The sequence below is a fragment of the Microcoleus sp. A6-C6 genome, assembly GCF_036705955.1.
GTDB lineage: Bacteria > Cyanobacteriota > Cyanobacteriia > Cyanobacteriales > Microcoleaceae > Microcoleus.
Genome location: NZ_JAUBVR010000053.1, coordinates 1 through 21,827 on the forward strand (window position 1 = coordinate 1; position 21,827 = coordinate 21,827).

The following is a 21,827-nucleotide window of genomic DNA, read 5'->3' on the forward strand; positions in this document are numbered from 1 at the left end:
GTAAAAATCACCATTAATTAGTTCCTCTTTTCTCTTAAAAGTCATTACAAAGTGTGTTTGTAGCTTCTAACAATGGTGAATTTATCTTAAAATATACTCATCACTGATGAACAGTGTTCAATAAGATGCGTTCCCCCTGCCCCTAACCCCCCTTAAAAAGGGGGGGACAAGAAGTTGTTCAAAGTCCCCCTTCTTAAGCGGGACAAGAAGTTGTTCAAAGTCCCCCTTCTTAAGGGGGATTTAGGGGGATCTCCGGGAAACAAATAGCGTTAACCCAAGCGTATTGTATTATAAAATGGAAAGGCATTTCATCCACTCGATCGCCCAACCAGCACATCCATGAACACCAAGATTAGCCCCATCCTCAAAGTATTCTGCTTCTCCGCCACCCTTTCCCTAGCCATCAAATACGCAGGGCCCAGCTTATCCATACCCTCCACCAACTTAAACGCCCTTATCGCCGTGCTTTCCCCCAGTATCATCCTAGCTGCGATTCTGGGCTGGCGGGCGTGGCAACAGACTCAAATCAAGGGGATAGTGAGAAAATAAGTATCAAATATCTCCCACCATTCTGTTATTACTTCTTGACTTAGTTTAAACTTGGGACGTAACAAAACATCCTTATATTCGGCTATAATTTCTACTGATACCAGCCACTCCCAGTCCGGGCGATCGATGATTGACTGAATCGCTGTTTTGGGCATCCGTCCCCTCAAAATCGCAGACACTAAAATATTAGTATCAACAACAACCCTCATTCACCTCTCCTGTAAGCTTCAATATCGACTGCAATCTCCTCCTCGGTAATTTCTGGAACCTCTGGTATAGCTTGCGTTTTATCAAATAAATCCTTGACTTTACGAGCGATGATTCGGCGACTATTTTGCTCAGACAAAAGCCTCAAAGCTTCTGTTAGCACCGCTTCTACATTTTCATATTTTCCCGTATCTAACTGAGATTGAATCAACTGTTCTAATTCTGGGTTTAAAACAACATTCATCGCCTATTTCCTGTTAAAAAATGTTGCAGTATAGATGAAAACACCGCCCTGGCACTAAAAGAGAGAGCCAAGATTTTTAAGTCGGCATAATGTCGTCGAGTTTCAGTTGTAAATTTGGAAATAAGTAAGAAGAAATAGTATCTCCCAAGCGATATTGTTGCTGCTGGTATGCACCATTAACTAATTGGCAGACTGTGAAAGTCGGTTGCTTTGGATTGCCGATAAATTGCCAACCACCCAAGCCCCGAAAGTCCACAATCCAATATTCGGGGATATTCAAAAAAGCGTACTCTTCCACTTTTCTTGCATAATCATCTTGCCAATTAGTGCTGACCACTTCAGCAACAAGCTTAATGGTACTACCGTTACAAATAACTGGTTCTTTTTGCCAAAGTGGTTCTTGACTTAGTTCTGCTTTATCTAAAATAATTATGTCAGGACGCAGCGCTGTAGCTTCAGCATATAGTGGTTTGATTAGACAATTTTTTGGCACCAACCAGTTGAAGTTATCCCGAAAAATTTCGACATAAATTCTACCCGCAACGCTCCCGGCAACAGCTTCGTGAGGACCAGTAGGTGACCTGTCTCTGAGTTCTCCATCAATTAGTTCATAGCGTGTATTATCCCCATATTGGGAGATAAACTCCTCAAAGCTAAATAATTTTGGTGTAGTGTAGGTCATTGATCGTGTTTTAATGGGATGTAATTTAATTTTAAGTAATATGCGATCGCACTCTCAGATTGACAATTTCGCCCGATCGCTCTTATCGCCCTGTTTGCCCCAGTATCATTATAGATGCACTTCTAGACTGGCGAACCCAACCCACTCAAACCGACTTAAGCATAACAAAATAAGCCCGATCGCCCTAACCAGCAATTCCCCTCCTAAACTCCCTCATCGCTTCCACACTCGAAGCCATCAGCAAACAGCGACACAGTAAATTAATATCTAAATCTGGCAAAACAACACTTGCAGAAATTGTAGCATAACCCTCAGAACCCAAGCGATACATAGCCAATACACCATCCTCCCAGAACCAGACTTCAGAAACTCCCAATACTCGATAGCGTTCCAATTTTCTGACAGTACCGCTAGTAAACACTACTTCGATACATAAATCGGGAGGAGAATTTGGGGTGATGCGTCTGCCAATAAAATAAGATTCATCAGCTTGTACAGACACTATCCCTTCCTCTTCTTGGGTAAAGCTTCCCGTAGGTGCAAACTCAATATCATTTTCGGCGCAGTAAATAGCCAGCAGCGTACAAATTGTCCTACTAAAAAATTCGTGTTCCGGGGAAACTGCCAAGATTTCCACCTCTCCTCTGTAATAAAACAACTTGATTCCAGGGGAGTCAGAAAACCCCTGTTCAATTAGTTTGAACTGTTCCCAGCTAATCCCAGAATGAATGAACCGTTGGTCTATTGGCCGTAAAAGTGTCTGTGTCATCATGCCAATCTCTATTAAACTACTGAAATTATATTAAACAATTATGATTTACTTCTGCCGTAAGCTATAATGTTTCTGGCAATCTCCTCATTCATTGCATCTTTCCTGTCTGAAGAACAGGCAAGATGCCTGTTCCACAAAATATCAAGTTTATTGTGGGGTGTCTCGCCCGCCCTTGAAAAACTGATTGACAATGGTGCAATATCTAAGTTCGATCGCCCTTTCGTTACCTTCCAACCCCAACCAAGCCTCACAGTAGAGAGTTGGCATCATAGTCTCAATGCCTAATTATACAACTCAAGGTCAATTCTAGGGACAAGGCTGCCCTCGAAAGAGCGATCGCACTTCTGGGCAGTAGGGACACAATCAAGAAGTGCGATCGAGAAGCGCGATCGAGCTACACTTATCTAAACGCAACTAAATCCCTGCCCATCACAACCATCGCAACCAAACTTGAGGCCATCACCATGATTCAAGCCCTACCAGAATTTGTAACATTCGATGAATTCATTGACTGGTATCCTGAAAACTCAGAATACCACTACGAATTGCACAATGGAGAGATTGTTGAGATGCCAAAAGCCACAGGCAAACATTCTAAACTGACAGGTTTTCTCGTAGCTGATCTAAATTTTGAAATCAGACGGCTACAATTGCCGTACTTCATCCCCAAAGAATCTGTCATCAAACCCATCCGCGAGGAATCTGGGTATGAACCAGATATTATTGTACTCAACGAGCAAGCAATGGGAAACGAGCCTCGATGGGAGAAATCATCAATTATTACGATGGGTTCATCAGTCCCGCTAATCGTAGAAGTAACTAGCACTAACTGGGCGGATGATTATGCCCGCAAACTAGAGGCCTACGAGTTGATGGGTATTCAGGAATATTGGATTGTAGACTATTTAGGATTGGGTGGTAGACGGTTCATTGGGAATCCTAAGCAACCAACTTTTTCGGTTTACCAACTAATTGACGGGGAATACCAAGTTAAACAATTCAGAGGGGCTGAGGTAATTGAGTCCCCAACTTTCCCAGAATTGAACCTGACAGCGCAGCAGGTGTTTGCCAAAGGGAATTGAAGAGGCTGCGTTGTAGGAGTATATTGTAAAGGTGCGATCGCATTTAAGGTATCTTGTAGAGACGCGATTGCAACAGCCCCTAAAGCAACGCCGGCAATTCCCCGTTATAATATTTAAAATCTAATGAAGCTAGGACAGTGGATGGGCTTATTAGCCCTCATCGCATCTTGTTACATCCTCTGGCAAATCAGGCAAGCCCTACTGCTGCTGTTTGCCGCCGTCGTCTTAGCCACGGCCTTAAACAGACTAGCACGCTACTTACAAAAAAAATTACGACTCAAAAGGTCGATCGCCGTACTGTTCTCAATTAGCTTTTTATTCCTCGTCTTCGTAGGAATGTTCCTGATAATTGTACCGCCCTTCGCCCTGCAATTCCAGCAACTGACCCTGAGAGCCCCTCAAGGAATAGAAAGATTAAATGATTGGGTAAATCAAATCGAAAGTCGCTTCTCTGGACAAATCGGTAAGCTGCCCAATCTCAATGTTAACGACATTATGCAACAACTGCAACCTTTAGTCAACCAACTTGTTGGCGGTGCAGGAGCCTTTGTCGGCAACACATTAGGCGTTATCCTGAGCTTTTTGTTAGTCTTAGTTTTGACATTGATGACCTTAGCAGATCCCCTCTCTTACCGCAAAGCATTTATACAACTATTTCCCTCTTTTTATCGGCGGCGAATCGATAGTATTTTAGATGAATGTGAAGTAGCTCTCGGCAGATGGGTCATCGGCGCTTTGATTAGCATGAGTGTGATTGCTTTGTTGAGCTTAATTGGCCTGTCAGTTTTGCGAGTTCCCCTACCGCTAGCTCATGCTGTAGTAGCAGGATTTCTTAATTTGATTCCCAATATAGGCCCCACTATGAGCGTCATTCCGCCAATGACGATTGCACTTTTAGACTCTCCCTTAAAATCAGGTTTAGTCCTCATCCTTTACTTCTTAATTCAACAGTTTGAAAGCAACATTCTCACCCCCTACGTCATGGCACAGCAAGTATCATTGCTGCCAGCAGTAACATTAATAGCGCAAGTATTCTTCGCCACATTCTTTGGATTTTTAGGCTTGTTGCTAGCCCTCCCTCTCACCGTGGTCGCTCAAGTTTGGATTAGGGAAGCCTTAATTAAAGACATTCTCAACCAGTGGGATGCGAGTCCTAAAACCTTGGCAGCTATCCATTCTGCTATCCACGAAGAATATGAATCTATAGGAGTCACCGAAATCAGGTCAAACCAGTTACCTGAAAACAAATCAGAGATTGCCGATCGTGCAGAAAATGATGATTCTGAAAATAAATAATTCAGGTTTGTACTAATCCTAAATCTGGCTTAAATAGCAGCCTTTTTTTAGTCCGCGCAGACGTAATTTGTTTTTATAGGAGCGATTTTAATCCTTGACTCTTATAAATCGCTATTTTGTAGTCTAGAATTTTAAACCGCATCTTGTCCAGCGCTAAAAATCTGTTGCACAGTCAAATTTAACTCTGGAAATGTGGGCGAAACAATTCGATCGCACCCTCGGAACAGACTGACTTGATACTCGCCGTCAACCAAATGGTGAACAAAAAAAGTAGGTTGTTTAGGATTGCCAATATAGCGTCTGCCACCAAGTGCCAAATAGTCTGCAATCCAGTATTCGGAAATGCCTAAAGCTTCGTAATCAACCAATTTGTGCCCGTAATCATCCTGCCAATTGGTACTGACAACTTCGACAATTAGCCGGACAGAACTACCCATTGTAATGATAGATTGCTTTTTCCATCTCGGTTCGCTGTTCGTCCCTTGTCTGTCCAAAACGATCGCATCCGGTTCGTAACCAGAGCGCTCGTTATCAGCTTTGACAACGCATTCCTTGGGTACGAAGTAGGGCAACCCCAGCCTCTCGATTTCCATCCCTAGCTTCAGGGAGAGGTAGCCAGCTACTTCTGAATGTTCTCCGGTGGCTTTAGGCATCTCAACAATAGCTCCATTATGCAGTTCGTAACGGTTTTCGGAATTTTCAGGATACCAGTCAATAAATTCATCGAACGTGACTGGTTTTAATATCGCTTGAGTCATGCCGATCGCTCCTTATGTTATTTATAAGATCATCTCGATCTCTGTTATAACATTTGGCTGTGTTCTCAAGTCGAGACCGATCGCCAAAACTGCATTTACCGATCGCCATTACCTATTCCACCAAACTAAAATCTAAAAACTAAAATCTAAAATAGTCTTATGCGATCGATCGACGAAATCAACGATAAAATCAGCCAAGGCAAAGCCACAGTCTGGACAATCGAAGAACTTAAAAGTAGAGTCCAAGAAACCAGCATTACCCAAGCCGCCAAAGAAGTCGATGTGATCACCACCGGCACCTTCGAGCCGATGGAATCCTCCGGCGCCATCATCAACCTCGGCCATACCGACCCCCCGATCAAAATCCGCCAGTGCTGGCTAGACGGCGTTTTAGCCTATTCCGGCTTCGGTGCAGTAGACCTGTACCTGGGAGCCACCCAAGTAGCCGAAGACGGGGAAGAATCACGGGAACGGGGCGGCGGACACGTCATCGAAGACTTAATTGCCGGCAAACCAGTGCAGTTGCGGGCTCTGGGGCAAGTCACAGACTGCTACCCCCGCGCCTCCTTTGAAACCACGATTACCCGCGATACCATCAACCAGTTTTATTTATTCAATCCCCGGAACGCATATCAAAACTTTATTGTGGGAGTCAACGGGGGCGATCGCCCGCTGTTCACCTACCTCGGCCCCCTGCAACCAAACCTCGGTAACGCCGTGTATTCGAGCCTGGGAGCCATGTCTCCCCTGCTCAACGACCCCCACCTCGAAATCATCGGCATCGGCACCCGCATCTTGCTAGGAGGGGCTCAGGGCTACATCACCTGGGAAGGAACCCAGCACTTCCCGCTGCAAAAACGGCAGCCCAACGGCACTCCCATCGGGCCGGCTGCCACCCTCGCACTCATCGGCGACGCTAAACAGATGAACTCAAAATGGGTGCGCGGCTGCTACTTCAAAAACTACGGCCCATCTTTGATGCTGGGAGTAGGCATCCCCTTTCCCGTCTTAAACGAAACAGTCGTCGCCCACTGTGCAGTATCAGACAAAAAAATAGTAGCGCCGGTGGTAGATTTCTCTATCCCCCGGCGCGTTCGTCCCACATTCGGTTTAGTTAGTTATGCTCAATTAAAAACCGGTCGTATTCTGATCGAAGGCAAACCCGTGCGGGCTGCCCCCCTTGCGAGTATGTTTCTCTCGCGGCAAGTAGCATTGGAATTGAAGCAGCAAATTGAAGCTGGTCAATTTACCCTCACGGCCCCAGTTGCTCCCCTACCCACCGACAGAGTGTTTCTCCCGCAAGATTTGTGGGGCGCCCAAGTCAGGATTGAATAAAGGATTTGAGATTGGCGATTTGGCGATTTTAGGTTAGTACGTTCAAGACTAATCCAAAATCTCAAATCTCAAATCGCCTTATTCATCGGGCTTAGGCTTCTTGACCGGCTTAGGAAGGGGTTCCTTGGGGACAGCAGGTGCTGCTGCTGCGGGCTTGATGTTAGGGCGTTCTATAGGAGTACCGTCACCGCTAGGCCTAGGAGTAAAGGGACGCTTGTTTCCCCCTCCTTTGTAGCCACCACCGGGCGGCTTGCTGCCAGGGGGGAATTTCCGTTTTTTAATCGGTAGGGCACCAATATTATTGGCTTGCTCAATCATCAGACTGTCAGCTTTCAATTTGACGTGGAAATCCCAAAAAAAGCCGATCGCCTTTGTTCCTACATCCCCCTTGAGTTTCAGCTTAAAAAACTTCATCTTGTCGTCATTCTTGCGGGGAGCTTGCTTGATTTTGACGATGAGATACTTTTCTTCATCTAGCGATTGATAAATCACCTCGCCTCGAATCGAAAAATAGCCATCTTCAACATCAGCTTCCGAGGGCGGCAAAGATGCTATCGATGCTTCGTCGCTAGTCTCAATCTCCCCTGCTTCCTGATTTTCCTCATCAGAGGGAGGTTTCTTGAGCGTTTCCGGCTCCCAAACTCCCATAATCTGGGCGTGCAAATTGCCGTCTTCTTGCCTGGTGCGGGGATAGACCACCCACAGGTGTTCTTGTTCGAGATCCAGGTGGTTTTTGACTAAACTCATCACTCTACCGAGCAAAACTGCGTCGATGGCAGTTCCGTCGGCAGCTATCAACATACCTCTGGTGAATTGCTCTTCAGATTGCGTGTAGCGGCCCCGCACCAAACCAACAGCTCGGTACTGTCTGGGTTCGCTGGGAGGGGGAATGGGATGTTGGCGCATGACGGAGGGTGTGTCATCATCAGCCTGACTTTCGTTAGTGGCAGGCTTGGGGGTTGGGGGCGGTGCGACTGTGAGTGCGATCGTATTACTGGTAGATTTCGCAGGCGCTGCTTGCTCGGAGAGCGCAGGAGCATCGCTGGGCGTGTTTTTTGGCTTTGTTTTGTCCTGATCGAGGGCAGAACTGTAGCGTGGTCGTTGCAGCGTATCCTTTGGCGCTAGGGCGTCCGTTGGGGCGTCTGTTAGCGCTGGGGCCTCTGTTGTCGCTGGTGGTTGATTTTGGTCAACAGGTGCAGCCGACGACGGCGAAGCCACGGGACTTTCGTCTGGTGTATCGGGCACGGAGGCTGTAGTTGTGGGCTGATTCACGGCTGGCTCGCTTGGCAGGGCCTTGCGAGTTGAAGTAGATTTGGACGATTTGGAAGACGGGTTGGGAGAGGGGTTCATAAAAACTCCTTGCAGCGGAGACACATCCCTTGAGGGAAATTAGGAATAAACTGAAGAAACTGATTTAAAAACTACTAGCACCAAACTTGAGGCTTGCACCGGAGAGTTTGGTTTTGACCCGTCAACGCCAACTTTCAACTGCGCTACGAGCGATCCCGGATTGGCTGGCTGCTCTAATCCTTGTTGGTAAAGAGTTTGAGAGTTTGCTAACCCACGGATCGGTCGATCGCCCGAAAGCTGGCGTTGCTGGCTAATAGAATTTAGGATATTCAGATACTTCAAGTCCGGACAATCTAGGATATATCCCGACATAGCGTGCTGAATACCTAAGCATCCAACCCGGCAATATCTCGCAATGGTTTGAGGAAAATCCCCAAAGCGCCGTTCCAATCTCTCTGGAGTAGCTTGCCTATTTTACTTAATCCAATTACCTAACGGGCTGATCCGCCATATTTTCGGTAATTTTGAGCTTGACCACCCTCTAATTGGACGAAAGCCACATTCCTTGGGGCTGCGGGTCTTTGTGTCCAAAATAGTTTGGCTAGCGGGGAGTTGCGGGTCTGTTACCATATTAGCTGCAAGCAAAAGACTGGTTTCTGAATTGGGACTTTGAAGTTAAGAACTTTTATGGTTGCATGGATCTGTTAAATCGAGATGCCCCTAGGCGATGCGTTAATTCTTAGAAAATAGTAGATTTTAAGTTGGGATAGTTGAATTATGGAAAAAACAAACAAGGGTCGCGGGTTAATTAGTGTGGTAGTGGTGCTTGCGCTCATCGCTTTTGTGGGATTTTCTCTGGTTCCAATTTTGGACAGTATTCTTAAGAGCAGCCAAGCCCAAAGTCGATCGACTCCAACGCCAACTCAGACAGCGGCATCTAACGATAAGCAATCGCAGTTGCTGCAAGATCAGGTGAGGGGGTACGAATTGGTTTTGCAGCGGGAACCTGACAATGTAACTGCTCTGCGGGGGCTTTTGCAGGTGCGGCTGGAGTTGATCGGACAAGGAGTGGGGGCGATTAAGGATGTGGTGCCGACGTTGGAAAAGTTGGCTAAACTGAATCCTGAAACTTCTGAATACGGGATTTTGCTGGCTCAGGCTAAGGAACGCACGGCAGATCGCGAAGGGGCTGCTCAGGCTTATCGGTCAATTTTAGCGTCTAAGCCTGGGGAAATTAAGGCTTTGCAGGGGTTGGTGAATTTGCTGCTGGTGCAACAACGGCCGGAAGCTGCGATCGGACTACTGCAAGATACGCTGAAGGCTGCTCCGGGTGCGAATCAGGTGAAACCGGGCAGTATTGATACAACTTCGGTGCAGTTGATTTTGGGGCAGGTTTATGCTGTGCAGAAGCGCTACCCAGAGGCGATCGCGATTTACGACGAATCAGCTAAGGCGAATCCGAAAGATTTTCGTCCGACATTAGCTCATGCGATCGTATTGAAGGAACAGGGCAAAAAAGACGAAGCAAAAACGCTGTTTGATAAAGCTACAGAGTTAGCTCCTCCTAACTATAAAGACCAAATTAATCAGTTAGCTAGCGATGCTCCAAAGCCTTCGACTGCGGCTACTGCGAGTCCCGCACCGGCTGCTGCTCCTAGTCCTGAGCCTGCTGCTTCTCCTAGTCCTGAAGGTGCGCTACCTACACCTTAAGGAAAGTTTTGAGCGGATACGGGGCGGTGTCTGTGAGTGCCCGCCCCAGACTTTTAAGTGAAAAACTTGATACTTAAAACTCAAAACTACTCGCTTTCTTCCCAAATACGCAGGACTTACGAAAAGAAACCCGGTTTATACGATAAATCTTGGTTGAGCAAGGATACTTGAAGAAACCGGGTTTCTAAGCCCTCGCGCGGAGCTTCCTGTTACCGATTACCGATTACTAATTACCAATTAGGTAAGACCTCGGAGGGAATTATGACCCAAAGCGTCGATCGCGTTGTTCTACCTCCTGCTTTTGGCGACCACACTCAATTACCAGAGTCGGATGGTACTTTTGTGAAAAATTTTCAGGAGCACCCGCAAAGTTTAATTTTAACAGATTCGATCGGCCCGATTTTGCAGCAGCGGCATCCTGACGGACAATATGCGATCGGTCAAGACTGCGGTATTTACTGGCGAGAAACCGAGCCGGCGGAGAAAGGTGCAGAAGCTCCTGACTGGTTTTATGTTCCTAATGTACCTCCGAATTTAGACGGTCAAATTCGCCGTTCCTACGTGCTGTGGCGGGAACACATAGCACCGTTAATTGCGTTGGAATTTGCGAGCGGGAATGGCGATGAAGAGCGCGATCGCACTCCTTTATCGCGCACCGATGAAGGGCTGTTAACGAAACCGGGAAAGTTTTGGGTTTACGAACAGGTGATGCGAATCCCCTATTATGGCATCTACGAAATTAACAGCGGCAGATTAGAAGTTTATCGGTTAATTGACGGGTATTATCGGCTGTTAGAACTTAACGAGCGGGGTCATTTTGCGATCGTACTTTTAGGCGTAGAATTGGGACTTTGGCAAGGAAGTTATCAAAATCAAGAGATGCTGTGGCTGCGCTGGTGGGATGAGGAAGGTAATTTGCTATTGATTGGCGATGAAAGGGCAGAATTGGAGAGATTGCGGGGAGAACAACAGCGGGAAATAGCCGAGTGTGCAGAACAAGCAAGACAGCAAGCAGAACAGGCGCGACAAGCTGAATTTCAAGCAAGAAGGGCTGCAATTCCCCGGTTGTTGGGAATGGGTTTGAGTGCCGAACAGGTGGCGGAGGCGTTAGGTTTATCGGTGGAGGAAGTTGCGGAGGATGCTTGATAGGGATACCAGTTCCAAACCACTAACTTTCTGACTCCGCAGGCTGAGGCACAGACTTGGCTTTCCCTAAACGATAAGCTGTGAGAGGACTATTCCGAATATCTGCTTCTATCTGGGCAATCAGTTCATCAAGTGCAAAATTAAGACTATCAAACTGCCGACAGACTTCGCGCATTTTAGCAACTGTCTGCTTAACTTTTTCTGGTTCTGGTTGCGGTTGTTGAGTCATAGTAGGTTCCAATCACTTTTAGCTTCTCGGACAGTAGCTTCTCCGGCCTCGGCTGTAGCTTCAGCTTGTTCTATCGTTTGAGTCAGTAGTTCTATGGTAGCAGTAGGAGCGATCGGCTGAAATTCAGAAATTCGCAGCAGCAGGTTATAAAGGCGAGAATAGGAAGAGGTAGCTCGTTCTCTGATGTTTGTCAGTTGTTCTAGTACAGAAGCAGTTGCCTCGGTTTCTCCAAATATTTCAAAAACAGATAGTTCTGTTGCTCCTGCTTGATTGATTAGCTGCACAAGTCGGCGCTGTAATTCTAGGATAATTGTAATAGTTTGATTAGGCAAATCAGCCATGCACTTTCTCCTCACTCTCATCCAAATCAACCATAAAATCGGCTGTCAAACCAAATTTAACATCGCCTTCAGCATACTCTTGACGAACTTCTGCCACTTCTTTGAGTAATTCATTTCGTCGCTGTTGTCGCAGACGATTCTGAAGAATATCGAGAAGCATGGCTTGATCTTCTAGTGATAAAACTTCTACAGCTTCAAGAGCTTGCTGGAATTGAGATGTCTGTGTCGTTTTACTCATGTGTTTTTAGCTACTTAGAATTACGATAACTTTTTTTAGCCTAATTTATGATATGTTAGCACTTATAACTTATAAAATCAACAGTAAGTAGGGTGCGTCAGCCAGTGAAAAATCATGTAAAAAACAAAATTTATTGAGGGCTGACACACCCTACAAATTAATACTTCCGCTCCTGCGGCTCAAACATCGTAATCGCCACCGGCATATAAGCCAAATCGATTCCCGCAGGCGAATAATAGGCCAGCGTATGCTTCAAAAACTTCTCATCATCCCGCTGAGTAAAATCTTCCCGCGAATGAGCACCCCGACTTTCCTGCCGGTTCAAAGCAGAAGTTAAAATCATTTTTCCGACAATTATTAAACTCCGCAATTCCAAAGCTTCTACAATTTCGGTATTCCAAGATTTACCCTTGTCATCCAAGTAAACTTCTTGATATTGTTTTTCCAATTCCTCCAATTTATGCAAACCTTCCTGCATCAATTCGGCGCTGCGAAATACTCCGCAATACTCGGTCATCGTATCTTGGAACTTTTGCCGCACTTGATTGATGCGGTATTGTCCGGGACGGTCTACAAGTGCTTGAATTTGCTCTTGGGCTTCCTGGATATAACGCTGTTCATCTACTGCGGGCAACTTGCGATTTTGGACAAATTGTGCTATAGTTGCGCCAGTAACTTTGCCGTAAACTACGCATTCCAATAGCGAATTGCTGCCCAAACGGTTAGCGCCGTGAACTGAGACGCAAGCTGCTTCGCCGGCGGCAAAGAAACCATCTACCAAACTGTCAGCACTGCTGCGAACTTGCCCATCAATATTAGTTGGAATTCCGCCCATTGAATAGTGAGCAGTCGGGCGGACGGGCATCGGTTGGTTGACAGAATCAATTCCTAACAAGCGGTGGGCTTCTTCCCAAGCAAAAGGTATTTTGCTCATGATTTTTTCGCGTCCCATGTGCCGCAAATCGAGGTAAATAAAGGGGCCGCCTGCACTACCATCGAGATTAATTCCTCGGCCTGCACGAATTTCTAGGGAAATCGATCGCGATGTAATGTCCCTAGGCGCTAATTCCATCCGCGACGGGGCATAATTGGCCATAAATCGATCGCCCTCCGAATTGATCAAATAAGCCCCTTCGCCCCGCACAGCCTCGGAAATCAACACTCCCACCGGATACAAACCCGTCGGGTGAAACTGCACAAACTCCATATCTTCCAGCGGCAATCCAGCCATCGCCGCCATCGCCAAACCGTCACCAGTGGAGGCGTAATCGTTCGAGGTGGTGTTGTAAACCCGACCGTAACCCCCCGTAGCAAACATCACCGCCTTAGCGCGCACGACGGCAATTTCGCCGTCTATCAGGTTGAACATAACTACGCCCTTGGCTTGGCCGGCTTCCAAAATCAGGCGCGTGACGTACCACTCCTGATAAATGTGAACTCCACAGCGGCGCAGATTGTTGACTAATTCGTGGAGGATGGCGTGACCTGTTTTGTCGGCGGCGTAGCAGGTGCGGTTGTGGGAATGTCCGCCGAAAGCGCGCTGGGCAATTCTGCCGTCTGGAAGGCGGGAGAAGAGGACTCCCATGTGTTCTAAATCGATGACTACACCTGGTGCTTCGCGGGTGAGGATTTCTACTGCATCTTGGTCGGCTAAATAGTCTGAACCTTTTACTGTGTCGAAGGCGTGGGCTTTCCAACTATCTTCGGGATCGACGTTTTGCAGGCTGGATGCCATGCCGCCTTGGGCTGCGACGGAGTGCGATCGAATGGGGTGAGTTTTGGCAACAACAGCTACCTTTAAACTGGGGTCAGTTCTGGCAATTTCCACGGCTGCGCGGCAGCCTGCTAAACCGCCGCCTACAATGATTACGTCGTGTTCTAGCATTTTTTGAATAATGTTGAGTGTTCTCCTCAACTTATCGTGACGCAAAAAAAAACTTCCTACCAAAAGATCGGGAAGTTTTTAACTTTTGATTGGGATCGAAAATCCAAGTCTAAAATTTCAAATTGAACTAGCCGAGGAGTTCGACAGACCTCTGATTCGACTGATTTCCCGTTGCAGAAGGTTGATCTTCGGTGGCGGGGTCTACCGAAAGCACTTCAATGTTATTGAGCAGAGTGGTAACGAAAGCAAACAGCAAAAAGGGCAGAGAAAGCACTAAAATCAAGCCGACGGTAGCCAAGGCGTAGATTTGGCGGGCGCTGCTCCAGAGGGCGAGTGCTGACGCTAGACTCAGGAAGATGACTATCAGCCAAATAATGATTTGACCGTAAATGTCGCCAAAGGTGAGGGTACATTTAAGGCGATAGTTCTGAATGTTATCCATTGATGCCTCGGGAGATTGCTATTACGACTTGTCGAAAAATACTTTGACAGCCTGTCAATACTGACTGTGAATCTATAATTTTAGCTGCTGCAACTTGCTTTTGGCGCTGTTTTAAACATTCTTTATAGAACTTGCAACAAGACTTTATGAATTTTTGTTTCTGATTGGAAAATTTTGCCGAAACAAGACTTACGCACTCCGACAAAGAAACCGGGTTTTTTACTGTTTTGGCGGGCTATACGAAGTATTTTCGCAAAAAACCCGGTTTCTGGCAACCCGTGCGTCGAGGACTACGAAACCAAGGTACAAGGGGAAAGTCTACTTTTTGACCGATCGCCGTTTTTGTAAAGTAATGTTAAGCTGCATGGGTATGGAATAAATTTTTGTAGCGTCGCACCTGTCTTTTCGCCCATGTCTTCCGATCGCACATTGCTGATTTCGCGCTGTTTCCTGGCTGGTGTGGGAACACAGATGTTTGTACACCACCAGCAGCGGATTCCGCAAGAGAGTCCGGTACTGGTAGTGAGCAATCATCGCAGTTTTTTAGATCCTGTGCTGCTGACGGCGGCTTTGGGTCGATCGATCCGGTTTGCTTGTCATCACTACATGGGTCAAGTTCCGGTGATTCGGGAAGTTGTTACGACTTTCGGCGCTTTCCCCTTGGAAGCACCGGAGCACCGACAGCAGCATTTTTTCTCTCAAGCGACGGCGCTGCTGCAAAGTGGGGAGATGGTGGGGGTATTTCCAGAGGGTGCAGAACCGATGGTGAAGTTTACTCAACCGAATACTATGGGGAAGTTTCAGCGGGGATTTGCTCATTTGGCTTTGCGGGCGCCGGTGCGGGATTTGGCGGTGTTGCCGGTGGCGATTGCTTCGATGGAGGAAGAGTCGGTGCGATCGGGTTTACCGCTGAAATTACTGAGTTTGTTCGATCCTTCGGAACCTTTGTTCGATCGCCCTGGGTGGCATCCTGTGATAGTTTATCAACGAGTTAATGTTTTAATCGGCCGCCCTTACTGGATTACAGTCGATCGACAGCAGCAGTATCGAGGGAAACAAGCCAAAGTAGTTGTGGCGGAACTTACAGAACACTGTCAGGGAGAAATTGCACAATTACTTGATCGAGGGTGTTTGTAAAGAAGGAAGAAGGAAGAAGGAAGAAGGAAGAGGGAAGAAGGAAGAGGGAATAAATTTTCGATTTGGGCTTGCATTGTCCTTGTGTCGCCGTCCTCGGCTGATTCTTAGTCGCTTCCTGGTTTAAGATTCCAGATTCGTCTGATGTTTTAATTGATTGTTCTTGCTCTCTGATTATCCCCTATTTTTGACAGCAATCCCCGACTGATAGAGTTCATACAATTTAATTTCTGATTTTAATCATGCCAAATGCTAACAAGGTTCGTTTTCTAACCCCCAAACCGCCGAAAGGTGATCGCCCTTTATTTGTATTTTTACCGGGTATGGATGGTAGCGGTTTGCTGCTGCGGCCGCAAATTGCTAAATTAGCAAATCATTTTGACATTCGCTGCTTAACTTTACCTGCTGACGACATGGCTAGTTGGGAGGTACTTGTGACGGAAACAATTGCCTTAATTGCAGCAGAAAAGGAAGCCAATCAGCGGTCAGTTTATCTGTGCGGCGAGTCCTTTGGGGGCTGTTTGGCGATGAAAATTGTTTTAGAAGCGCCCCAATTGTGCGATCGACTAATTTTAGTCAATCCAGCTTCTTCCTTCCGACAGCAGCCTTGGGTGCAGTGGGGTTCGTACTTGACTCAGTGGCTGCCGGCGAACCTTTATCCGCTGTCGGTAATCGGTCTGTTGCCGATGTTAGCATCGTTGGGAAAGATTGCGCGCGACGATCGGCGCGCTTTGCTAGAGGCGATGCAAGCAGTACCGCAAAACACGTCTGTGTGGAGATTGGCGTTAGTGCGATCGTTTGATGTTGACGAAAATCAGTTGCGTGCGATCGAACAGCCGACGTTAGTAATTGCTAGTGGTGCCGATCGCCTGTTGCCTTCTTTAGCAGAAGCGAAGCTTTTAGTCAAGGTAATTCCGAATGCTGAAATGGTGATGCTGGCTAACAGCGGTCATGCTTGTTTGTTAGAAACAGATGTAGACCTTTATGCGATCGTGCAAGCTCACAATTTTTTGACTGAATCTGAAGAAAATCTGTCATTAGTCAGCAGTCATTAGTCATTGGTCATTGGTCATTGGTCAGTAGTCAGTAGTCAGTAGTCATTAGTCAGTAGCGACAAAATTACAGAGTGGGCTATCGGTAAAGTTTATATCTAAATATACCCCTCTTACAGTCATTAGCAAGTATCGGGAGACAAGCTACTAATGACTGATGACTAATGACTAATGACCAATGACTAATGACCAATGACTAATTAAGATTCAGCCATTTTTGAGCATTAAGCCGCTGGACGACACCAAAGACCATGAGGTCTAACGTAATCTTGCGTTCATCAATCAAAAAAGGCTCTAAAGTGCTGGTTTTTGTGTTATTTTCAGCGCAGGAAAACGCTCTTTGACTTTGAATATTTTCTTGAGGAAAATACAGGTTAAATTGGCGCTGACCTGCTTGAAATTTACCAATTACCTGCCAGCAATCTCCGGCGGAACTCATGCCAGCAACGGGGAGTTTTTGTTTGGCAAAATTCACCTCTAAATCCTTAACACCTTGTTTAGTTAAAGCAGTTTGCAAGGCGGGCAAATAATCTTGTTGAATAAATTCCGCAAAGGGCTTGTCTTCAACAGCAGGTGCTTTTTCCTTTTTAGCTTTAGCTGGGGGCTTGTCGCCGTCAGCTTTGGCTGCGGGCTTTTTAGCAGCAGCCGCAGGTTTGTCAGCGCTGGGTAAGTCGCCTGTCTGCGGTGCGTCGGAACTTGTCGGGGCGTTCTCGATCGCATCACTGGGAGTTTCGGAGTCGCCAGCGGTTGGATTTTTCGGTTCTTCTGACATTAACGCTTCCTGTTAAAAGTGATGAGTAGAGGAGTCAGTAGTCATTAGTTAGCAGACTCAAGCTCTCTCTTCGGGACGATCAGAGGCTCTGACTAATAACTAATGACTAATGACTAATGACTAATGACTATTCTAAATCTCAGCGACAGCTCGTTCAATCAAACGGCGGGCGAGAGTTTGAACGCCGGTGTGTTCGTAGTAGTTGGTAGAAATGTCGAGGAATGCGCCCACGTAGTCCACCTTGTCAGCAGAAATTTCGACAAAACTCTGTAAATGACCGAGTACGTTTTCGGGAGTCAAACCTCGATCGCTCACAAAAGAGCCCATCCAGCCAGAAACCGAGTTAAAGCTTTCGCCGATAAAGCCGAGTTGGCCAGCGGGATTACCACCAGGAATCATGCCGCTGATCGACTTAAACGCCGGATTTTCTTGCATATCGCTGGGGGAGAGCTTTTGAATCCAAGACTGAGTAGCCATGATAAAGTCTGGGCCCAGGGGAATCAAACCATCGAAACAAACCAAAGCAGCCATACGCATCAGGGATTCACCGCCGTAGTCGCCCAAAGCTCCGGCAAAATCGCCGATGCTATCGCCCGGAAGCCCATTGATTTGGCAAAAAGCCAGCAATTCGGTGACTAATTTCAAAGAAAGGTCGATCGTCTGAGCTTTTTCTGGCTTCGGGGTGAGATTGCCGAGGAAGCCCAAAAACGGGACATTTTGGGAGACTTTGTTGGCCATAGCAGCCGCGCCTAGGGCACCGGAGGCACTGTCGATGGTTTGGTAGAGCCAGAGAGCGCGTTGGTAGCCTTCCGATTTATCGTTGTAGAGGGTGATCGCCCGATCGCCAATTTGCTGGATCAGATCTTCGTCTGTTTCGCCAGTAACGGTGCGAATCGTATTTTCAAAACCAACTAAATTGTTCCACTCGCCGGGAACCACAAAGTCAAGGGCTCGGAGGGCTTTGACAGTCATGTTGTCTTTAGGTAGTTGATCGACTAATTCAAAGACTGTTTTGCTCACAAAAAACTCCTTGTTGAACAGAAATCAAAGGTATTACTTTTGGCAGATGACAAAAACTTCACAGTCTCATTGTGGGAGACGCAAGTTGTGATAGCGCCAGACTGTAGTCGAGCGCGGAGTTTGACTAGAGACATTGCTATTTAACACTAGCAAGGCCGCCCAGGTTAAATTTTGACAGCCAAGCTTCGCGATCGCTAGCGGTAAAAGAGGGATCGCGGGATTGAACTTTCACCTGATAGCGATTTGCCACTAACACAGCAGTGATATTAGCACCCTGATTGACGGCAGGATAGCCGCCAATTTTCTTGGTACTTTGCTGGAATTTTGTCCCTGCTGAGGGGTTGCCGGCGATGTCGTTAATCGAGAGCATGGCGACATTTTTACCGCCTTTGTTCAACTTAGCTTCAGCAAAACCTGATTTTTCTTGAGCAAAGACGCGATTGAATCCGCCGCCGGATGACGGGAAGTATTTATTTAACTTGCTACCATCTACAGCCTTCTTGGGCAGGTTGGGATTTTGAGCAGTTGATTTATCAGCAGTTGTCTGCTTGGCTTTACCAGGTGTTTGGGTGCTTTCCTGCTGAGCTTTGTCCCAGCGGGATGGGGCTTGGGTTTGACCGCAGGCGGTTACTAACAGGAGTACCGACATCAGAAATGGAGCTAAGATTTTGCGCGCGGATGGAAATGGCATCGTTGTCTCCTTATCAGATACTTTCCGATTACAATTGTGACTCACGACTTCGCAATTTGTCTTGTGCGATCGGGTGATTTGTGCCTGCGGGATAAAAATATTTGTAAAAAAATCCTCTGCCCGCAAGGCAGAGGATTTTTGGCAATGGCGAATTCAGATGGAAGAAGACAGAAGGATTGCTCCAGACAGTCGAGTCTGGGGGTTGGGGTAAAGAAAGCAAATTTCCTAATTACCAGCAATCTCAAAACAATTTTTTCTGATTTTCCCTAGATTTAGGAGAGAAGTTTCAGAGCAGTTGTCTGTCTTCCAACTTCGGTGTTGCTCAGCAGGTAAAGCTCAGGCGTCGCTTTCAATGTGGATAAACAACAAACCCATTACCACAACTGGCATCAGCCAGCAAACGACCGGAATCAAAATCCAAGGCAAGAAAGAAGCAGCGTAGGTACCTGTCATGTCAAATTCTCCAAACTAAAGTTAGCGTGTTCCAACAGGGATATCGAGGAGTGGAGTCTAATTGTTGACTAAACCCCGGAAAATGGCATCAACGCCATTAAAGTTTTCGAGCAAGAAGTAGGCAGCAAAGACGCCGCTCATGCCGCCAATGAAGAAACCAGCGGTCAATTGGCTCCATCCTTCAGCATTTCTGAGGGAATCGGGAGTCATGGGATTAGCACTGGGGTAGCTGATGTTGTCTTGCTGGAAAGAGACCAAACCGTAGGCAGACATACCTAGTGTGCCGAGCAGAACTATCACGAGGGCTGTAATTAGTCCCCCGAGATTAGCTGCTTCTGGATAATCCCGCAGGGGTCCGAAGACGATTTCGGGGCCGACGAGGAAATAACCGTGTGCCAAACCGATTTCTAGACCTCGAACTAGGGGCGAGAGTCCTTTGCGGTAGATTGGCAAGTTCCCGATAAATGCTTTTGTGAAATCAGAAGCACTGATGGGAGTTGCTAGATGACCCGTGAAGGGGTCGCCGTTAAAGGGTTTAATAAGTTCTGCATCTCTGGGATCGGCCATATTCTCTTTTTCCTCGCTGTGCGTAAATTTTGAGGCGTTCAAGTCATATTTTACGCAGGGACGGGTTTCCTATTTGCATAATTGGCAGCTAGCTTTAGAAAAGTTCACTATTCTTTAGTTTTCGGAAGAATTTTTCTTTTGTCTCTTATACCAGAAAGCGAGTCGATCGGGCGGCACTCCGAAAAAATAAGCAATAATTACTATTTGATTGATGACGGTGGTTTGGATGACCCCAAGCTGCTGCCAGCGGCGGGCGGATGTGAACAGGGGCTGTGGCACTATTTCGATGCGACCTTGTTTTTTCAATCGGCGCACGAATTCAAAGTCTTCCATCAGGGGTAAGTCGGGAAAACCGCCGATTTTGTCAAAGGTAGCTGCGGTGAGGAAAATGGCTTGGTCGCCGTAGGGCATTTGCAGAAAGCGCGATCGCCAGTTTACCCCTATTTCTACCAGCCGCAGACAGTGCTGAGGGGCATCAATCTTGAGTGAGTAAGCCCCCCCTACTGTTTCCGGTTTTGCTAGTGCGAGGCGTGCGCCAGAGTCGTACCCACAAGGCAAAAGAGTGTCGGCGTGGAGGAACAGCAGAATATCACCAGTAGCGGAGGCGGCACCTGCATTCATTTGAGCAGCACGACCTCGCGCGGTGGAGATAACTCGCACGCCTAAAGATTGCGCTATATCTGCGGTGCGATCGCTGCTACCGCCGTCAGCGACAATGATTTCAACATTTTTGGCATTTTGGGCGGTGCAGATGACAGAGGCGATCGTCGGTGCTTCGTTTAAGGCTGGAATGATAATGGAAATTTTGAGATTGAGATTTTCGGGCGACATAGAGAATTGATCACCACTTGAAAGAGAAATGGCGGGTTTTGTACAAAGCTTATCTGTTATTTGCTAATTTTTTACGCTTAACCCGCCCTCACATTCAGCATTAACGTGCCAGGGTAGACTTTGTACAAAGCTGATCGTTCAGTTGACAGTTGACAGTTGACAGTTGACAGCACTTTACGTGGAAGGAAGAGGATTGAAGCAATGAAGAGTCTGATTTTAATTTCTCCCGATCAGGGTTCAGGCTTTAAACCAATTCTTTCTGGTAATTTTTTGCTAATTATTTGCTTTTTCTCGCGCCTGCGACTATTGTCGCAAGCGCTGTCTAACCAGTGCATTTGGTTAGACAAATACACTTACTATATTATGACCTTGTGGTTACACAATCAAGTATTTTTAATCAATCAACTATGAGAATTTCTGATTTATTAAATCCATTAAATATAGTTTAGTTATTTCAAGATATTCATATCTAAACCGAGTAAATCCTCTGGTAGATCGATATCTGCAAGAGTGGGAAGATTAGCAATATTGAGATCGAGATTTTGGGCGATCGCCCGCGTAGCAGCAAATACCTCACTGGTTCCCCAGTTAATGCCCCTGAACAATTCCGGTATGGATCGCCGCAGCCCGATCAGATAATAACCGCCGTCTTTTGCTGGGCCCAAAACTAAATCGTGCTGGCTAAGTTTGTCAAAAGCTTGTGCGATGATTTCTGCTTTCAACGCAGGACAATCAGTGCCGATAATTACAGCTTTGTCAACCCCTGAATTAAAAGACTTTTGAAACGCGGCTGTCATTCTTGCACCCAAATCGCCGTCTATTTGATTTTGATAAATAATATCGCTTCCCAACCAGTCTTGCATCTGTTGTTGGCTGCCGCCTGTGTGGTGAATTTCAACGGATAGTCGGCGGGAGTTTTGGAGAGAGATGCTACGGGCGATCGCCTTTTGGGCCATCAAGCGGTGCAGGTTGGCAGCGCCTGTTTCTCCCAGCACGGGAATTAGTCGAGTTTTGGTTTTTCCCGGTTCGGGATAGCGGGTGAAAACCATCAGTTTTTCTGGAATCATACCATTTGACAATTGGGAATTGGGAATTGGGAAT

30 protein-coding genes are annotated in these 21,827 nt (G+C 46.7%); 9 read left to right on the forward strand and 21 right to left on the reverse strand.

Annotated features, from left to right (window positions below; all coding sequences use genetic code 11):
- Window positions 1-308: 308 nt before the first annotated feature.
- From QUB52_RS19860 to QUB52_RS19885, 6 genes are all read right to left on the reverse strand, one after another.
- Window positions 309-431 carry a hypothetical protein gene (locus QUB52_RS19860; RefSeq protein ID WP_332973879.1) on the reverse strand — a complete coding sequence of 41 codons (123 nt, stop codon included), beginning with the start codon at window positions 429-431 and terminating at the stop codon, window positions 309-311.
- 90 nt (window positions 432-521) lie between these two features.
- A complete protein-coding gene (locus tag QUB52_RS19865; RefSeq protein ID WP_332973880.1) occupies window positions 522-758 on the reverse strand; it encodes a putative toxin-antitoxin system toxin component, PIN family in 237 nt (78 codons plus the stop codon).
- Window positions 755-1,000 (reverse strand): ribbon-helix-helix domain-containing protein, encoded by a 246-nt coding sequence (locus QUB52_RS19870; protein ID WP_332973881.1) that lies wholly within the window; start codon window positions 998-1,000, stop codon window positions 755-757. Before QUB52_RS19870 ends, QUB52_RS19865 begins: the two co-directional genes overlap by 4 nt.
- A 76-nt stretch (window positions 1,001-1,076) precedes the next feature.
- Window positions 1,077-1,682 (reverse strand): Uma2 family endonuclease, encoded by a 606-nt coding sequence (locus QUB52_RS19875; RefSeq protein ID WP_332973882.1) that lies wholly within the window; start codon window positions 1,680-1,682, stop codon window positions 1,077-1,079.
- 184 nt (window positions 1,683-1,866) lie between these two features.
- Window positions 1,867-2,454: a Uma2 family endonuclease gene (locus tag QUB52_RS19880; protein ID WP_332966012.1), complete on the reverse strand. Its 588-nt coding sequence runs from the start codon at window positions 2,452-2,454 to the stop codon at window positions 1,867-1,869.
- Window positions 2,455-2,601: 147 nt separating this feature from the next.
- Window positions 2,602-2,724: a hypothetical protein gene (locus tag QUB52_RS19885; RefSeq protein ID WP_265236557.1), complete on the reverse strand. Its 123-nt coding sequence runs from the start codon at window positions 2,722-2,724 to the stop codon at window positions 2,602-2,604.
- A 194-nt stretch (window positions 2,725-2,918) separates the two neighbouring features.
- On the opposite strand from QUB52_RS19885, the gene QUB52_RS19890 reads away from it, so the two are divergent.
- On the forward strand, window positions 2,919-3,536 hold the full coding sequence (locus QUB52_RS19890) for a Uma2 family endonuclease (RefSeq protein ID WP_332966009.1): 618 nt from the start codon (window positions 2,919-2,921) through the stop codon (window positions 3,534-3,536).
- 123 nt (window positions 3,537-3,659) lie between these two features.
- A complete protein-coding gene (locus QUB52_RS19895) occupies window positions 3,660-4,832 on the forward strand; it encodes an AI-2E family transporter (RefSeq protein WP_265236555.1) in 1,173 nt (390 codons plus the stop codon).
- Between the two features lie 131 nt (window positions 4,833-4,963).
- On the opposite strand, the gene QUB52_RS19900 is transcribed toward QUB52_RS19895, so the two are convergent.
- A complete protein-coding gene (locus tag QUB52_RS19900; protein WP_265236554.1) occupies window positions 4,964-5,590 on the reverse strand; it encodes a Uma2 family endonuclease in 627 nt (208 codons plus the stop codon).
- Window positions 5,591-5,749: 159 nt separating this feature from the next.
- On the opposite strand from QUB52_RS19900, the gene QUB52_RS19905 reads away from it, so the two are divergent.
- The gene (locus QUB52_RS19905; protein WP_332973883.1) at window positions 5,750-6,925 is read left to right on the forward strand and encodes a homocysteine biosynthesis protein; all 1,176 of its coding nucleotides are present in this window, start codon (window positions 5,750-5,752) and stop codon (window positions 6,923-6,925) included.
- A gap of 78 nt (window positions 6,926-7,003) precedes the next feature.
- Here the strand turns inward: QUB52_RS19905 and QUB52_RS19910 are convergent, their stop codons facing one another.
- Both QUB52_RS19910 and QUB52_RS19915 read right to left on the reverse strand, forming a co-directional pair.
- Complete coding sequence (locus QUB52_RS19910) at window positions 7,004-8,275, reverse strand: hypothetical protein (protein WP_265236552.1); 1,272 nt, start codon at window positions 8,273-8,275, stop codon at window positions 7,004-7,006.
- Window positions 8,276-8,314: 39 nt separating this feature from the next.
- On the reverse strand, window positions 8,315-8,557 hold the full coding sequence (locus QUB52_RS19915) for a hypothetical protein (protein WP_265236550.1): 243 nt from the start codon (window positions 8,555-8,557) through the stop codon (window positions 8,315-8,317).
- A 435-nt stretch (window positions 8,558-8,992) separates the two neighbouring features.
- On the opposite strand from QUB52_RS19915, the gene QUB52_RS19920 reads away from it, so the two are divergent.
- Both QUB52_RS19920 and QUB52_RS19925 read left to right on the forward strand, forming a co-directional pair.
- On the forward strand, window positions 8,993-9,925 hold the full coding sequence (locus tag QUB52_RS19920) for a tetratricopeptide repeat protein (protein ID WP_265236548.1): 933 nt from the start codon (window positions 8,993-8,995) through the stop codon (window positions 9,923-9,925).
- Window positions 9,926-10,186: 261 nt separating this feature from the next.
- Window positions 10,187-11,071, forward strand: a complete 885-nt coding sequence (locus QUB52_RS19925; RefSeq protein ID WP_332966003.1) for a Uma2 family endonuclease — start codon at window positions 10,187-10,189, stop codon at window positions 11,069-11,071.
- A gap of 22 nt (window positions 11,072-11,093) precedes the next feature.
- Here the strand turns inward: QUB52_RS19925 and QUB52_RS19930 are convergent, their stop codons facing one another.
- The 5 genes from QUB52_RS19930 to QUB52_RS19950 form a co-directional block, all read right to left on the reverse strand.
- Window positions 11,094-11,300: a hypothetical protein gene (locus tag QUB52_RS19930; RefSeq protein ID WP_265236545.1), complete on the reverse strand. Its 207-nt coding sequence runs from the start codon at window positions 11,298-11,300 to the stop codon at window positions 11,094-11,096.
- Entirely contained in the window at window positions 11,297-11,641 is a 345-nt protein-coding gene (locus QUB52_RS19935) for a hypothetical protein (RefSeq protein WP_265236544.1), read from the reverse strand. Before QUB52_RS19935 ends, QUB52_RS19930 begins: the two co-directional genes overlap by 4 nt.
- The gene (locus QUB52_RS19940; protein WP_265236542.1) at window positions 11,634-11,879 is read right to left on the reverse strand and encodes a hypothetical protein; all 246 of its coding nucleotides are present in this window, start codon (window positions 11,877-11,879) and stop codon (window positions 11,634-11,636) included. Before QUB52_RS19940 ends, QUB52_RS19935 begins: the two co-directional genes overlap by 8 nt.
- Before the next feature lie 157 nt (window positions 11,880-12,036).
- Window positions 12,037-13,764, reverse strand: coding sequence for a succinate dehydrogenase/fumarate reductase flavoprotein subunit (locus QUB52_RS19945; protein WP_265236584.1), 1,728 nt, complete (start codon window positions 13,762-13,764; stop codon window positions 12,037-12,039).
- A gap of 127 nt (window positions 13,765-13,891) precedes the next feature.
- On the reverse strand, window positions 13,892-14,206 hold the full coding sequence (locus tag QUB52_RS19950; protein WP_265236540.1) for a hypothetical protein: 315 nt from the start codon (window positions 14,204-14,206) through the stop codon (window positions 13,892-13,894).
- 411 nt (window positions 14,207-14,617) lie between these two features.
- On the opposite strand from QUB52_RS19950, the gene QUB52_RS19955 reads away from it, so the two are divergent.
- From QUB52_RS19955 to QUB52_RS19965, 3 genes are all read left to right on the forward strand, one after another.
- Window positions 14,618-15,343 carry a lysophospholipid acyltransferase family protein gene (locus QUB52_RS19955; RefSeq protein WP_332973884.1) on the forward strand — a complete coding sequence of 242 codons (726 nt, stop codon included), beginning with the start codon at window positions 14,618-14,620 and terminating at the stop codon, window positions 15,341-15,343.
- On the forward strand, window positions 15,312-15,467 hold the full coding sequence (locus tag QUB52_RS19960) for a hypothetical protein (RefSeq protein ID WP_332973885.1): 156 nt from the start codon (window positions 15,312-15,314) through the stop codon (window positions 15,465-15,467). Before QUB52_RS19955 ends, QUB52_RS19960 begins: the two co-directional genes overlap by 32 nt.
- A gap of 115 nt (window positions 15,468-15,582) precedes the next feature.
- On the forward strand, window positions 15,583-16,395 hold the full coding sequence (locus QUB52_RS19965) for an alpha/beta fold hydrolase (protein ID WP_265236534.1): 813 nt from the start codon (window positions 15,583-15,585) through the stop codon (window positions 16,393-16,395).
- A 193-nt stretch (window positions 16,396-16,588) separates the two neighbouring features.
- On the opposite strand, the gene QUB52_RS19970 is transcribed toward QUB52_RS19965, so the two are convergent.
- From QUB52_RS19970 to QUB52_RS19980, 3 genes are all read right to left on the reverse strand, one after another.
- Window positions 16,589-17,164: a DUF2996 domain-containing protein gene (locus QUB52_RS19970; protein ID WP_265236532.1), complete on the reverse strand. Its 576-nt coding sequence runs from the start codon at window positions 17,162-17,164 to the stop codon at window positions 16,589-16,591.
- Between the two features lie 132 nt (window positions 17,165-17,296).
- The gene (locus QUB52_RS19975) at window positions 17,297-18,184 is read right to left on the reverse strand and encodes a hypothetical protein (protein WP_332973887.1); all 888 of its coding nucleotides are present in this window, start codon (window positions 18,182-18,184) and stop codon (window positions 17,297-17,299) included.
- A 136-nt stretch (window positions 18,185-18,320) separates the two neighbouring features.
- Window positions 18,321-18,875 (reverse strand): hypothetical protein, encoded by a 555-nt coding sequence (locus QUB52_RS19980; RefSeq protein ID WP_332965998.1) that lies wholly within the window; start codon window positions 18,873-18,875, stop codon window positions 18,321-18,323.
- 36 nt (window positions 18,876-18,911) lie between these two features.
- Between QUB52_RS19980 and QUB52_RS19985 the strand changes: the two genes are divergently transcribed.
- On the forward strand, window positions 18,912-19,145 hold the full coding sequence (locus QUB52_RS19985; protein WP_265236527.1) for a hypothetical protein: 234 nt from the start codon (window positions 18,912-18,914) through the stop codon (window positions 19,143-19,145).
- Between the two features lie 66 nt (window positions 19,146-19,211).
- On the opposite strand, the gene QUB52_RS19990 is transcribed toward QUB52_RS19985, so the two are convergent.
- The 4 genes from QUB52_RS19990 to QUB52_RS20005 form a co-directional block, all read right to left on the reverse strand.
- Window positions 19,212-19,328 carry a photosystem I reaction center subunit VIII gene (locus tag QUB52_RS19990; RefSeq protein ID WP_194063327.1) on the reverse strand — a complete coding sequence of 39 codons (117 nt, stop codon included), beginning with the start codon at window positions 19,326-19,328 and terminating at the stop codon, window positions 19,212-19,214.
- A gap of 57 nt (window positions 19,329-19,385) precedes the next feature.
- A complete protein-coding gene (locus QUB52_RS19995; protein ID WP_265236524.1) occupies window positions 19,386-19,895 on the reverse strand; it encodes a photosystem I reaction center protein subunit XI in 510 nt (169 codons plus the stop codon).
- Between the two features lie 114 nt (window positions 19,896-20,009).
- A complete protein-coding gene (locus tag QUB52_RS20000) occupies window positions 20,010-20,726 on the reverse strand; it encodes a TIGR04283 family arsenosugar biosynthesis glycosyltransferase (protein ID WP_265236522.1) in 717 nt (238 codons plus the stop codon).
- A gap of 449 nt (window positions 20,727-21,175) precedes the next feature.
- Window positions 21,176-21,793, reverse strand: a complete 618-nt coding sequence (locus QUB52_RS20005; RefSeq protein ID WP_332973888.1) for a TIGR04282 family arsenosugar biosynthesis glycosyltransferase — start codon at window positions 21,791-21,793, stop codon at window positions 21,176-21,178.
- Window positions 21,794-21,827 lie beyond the last annotated feature (34 nt).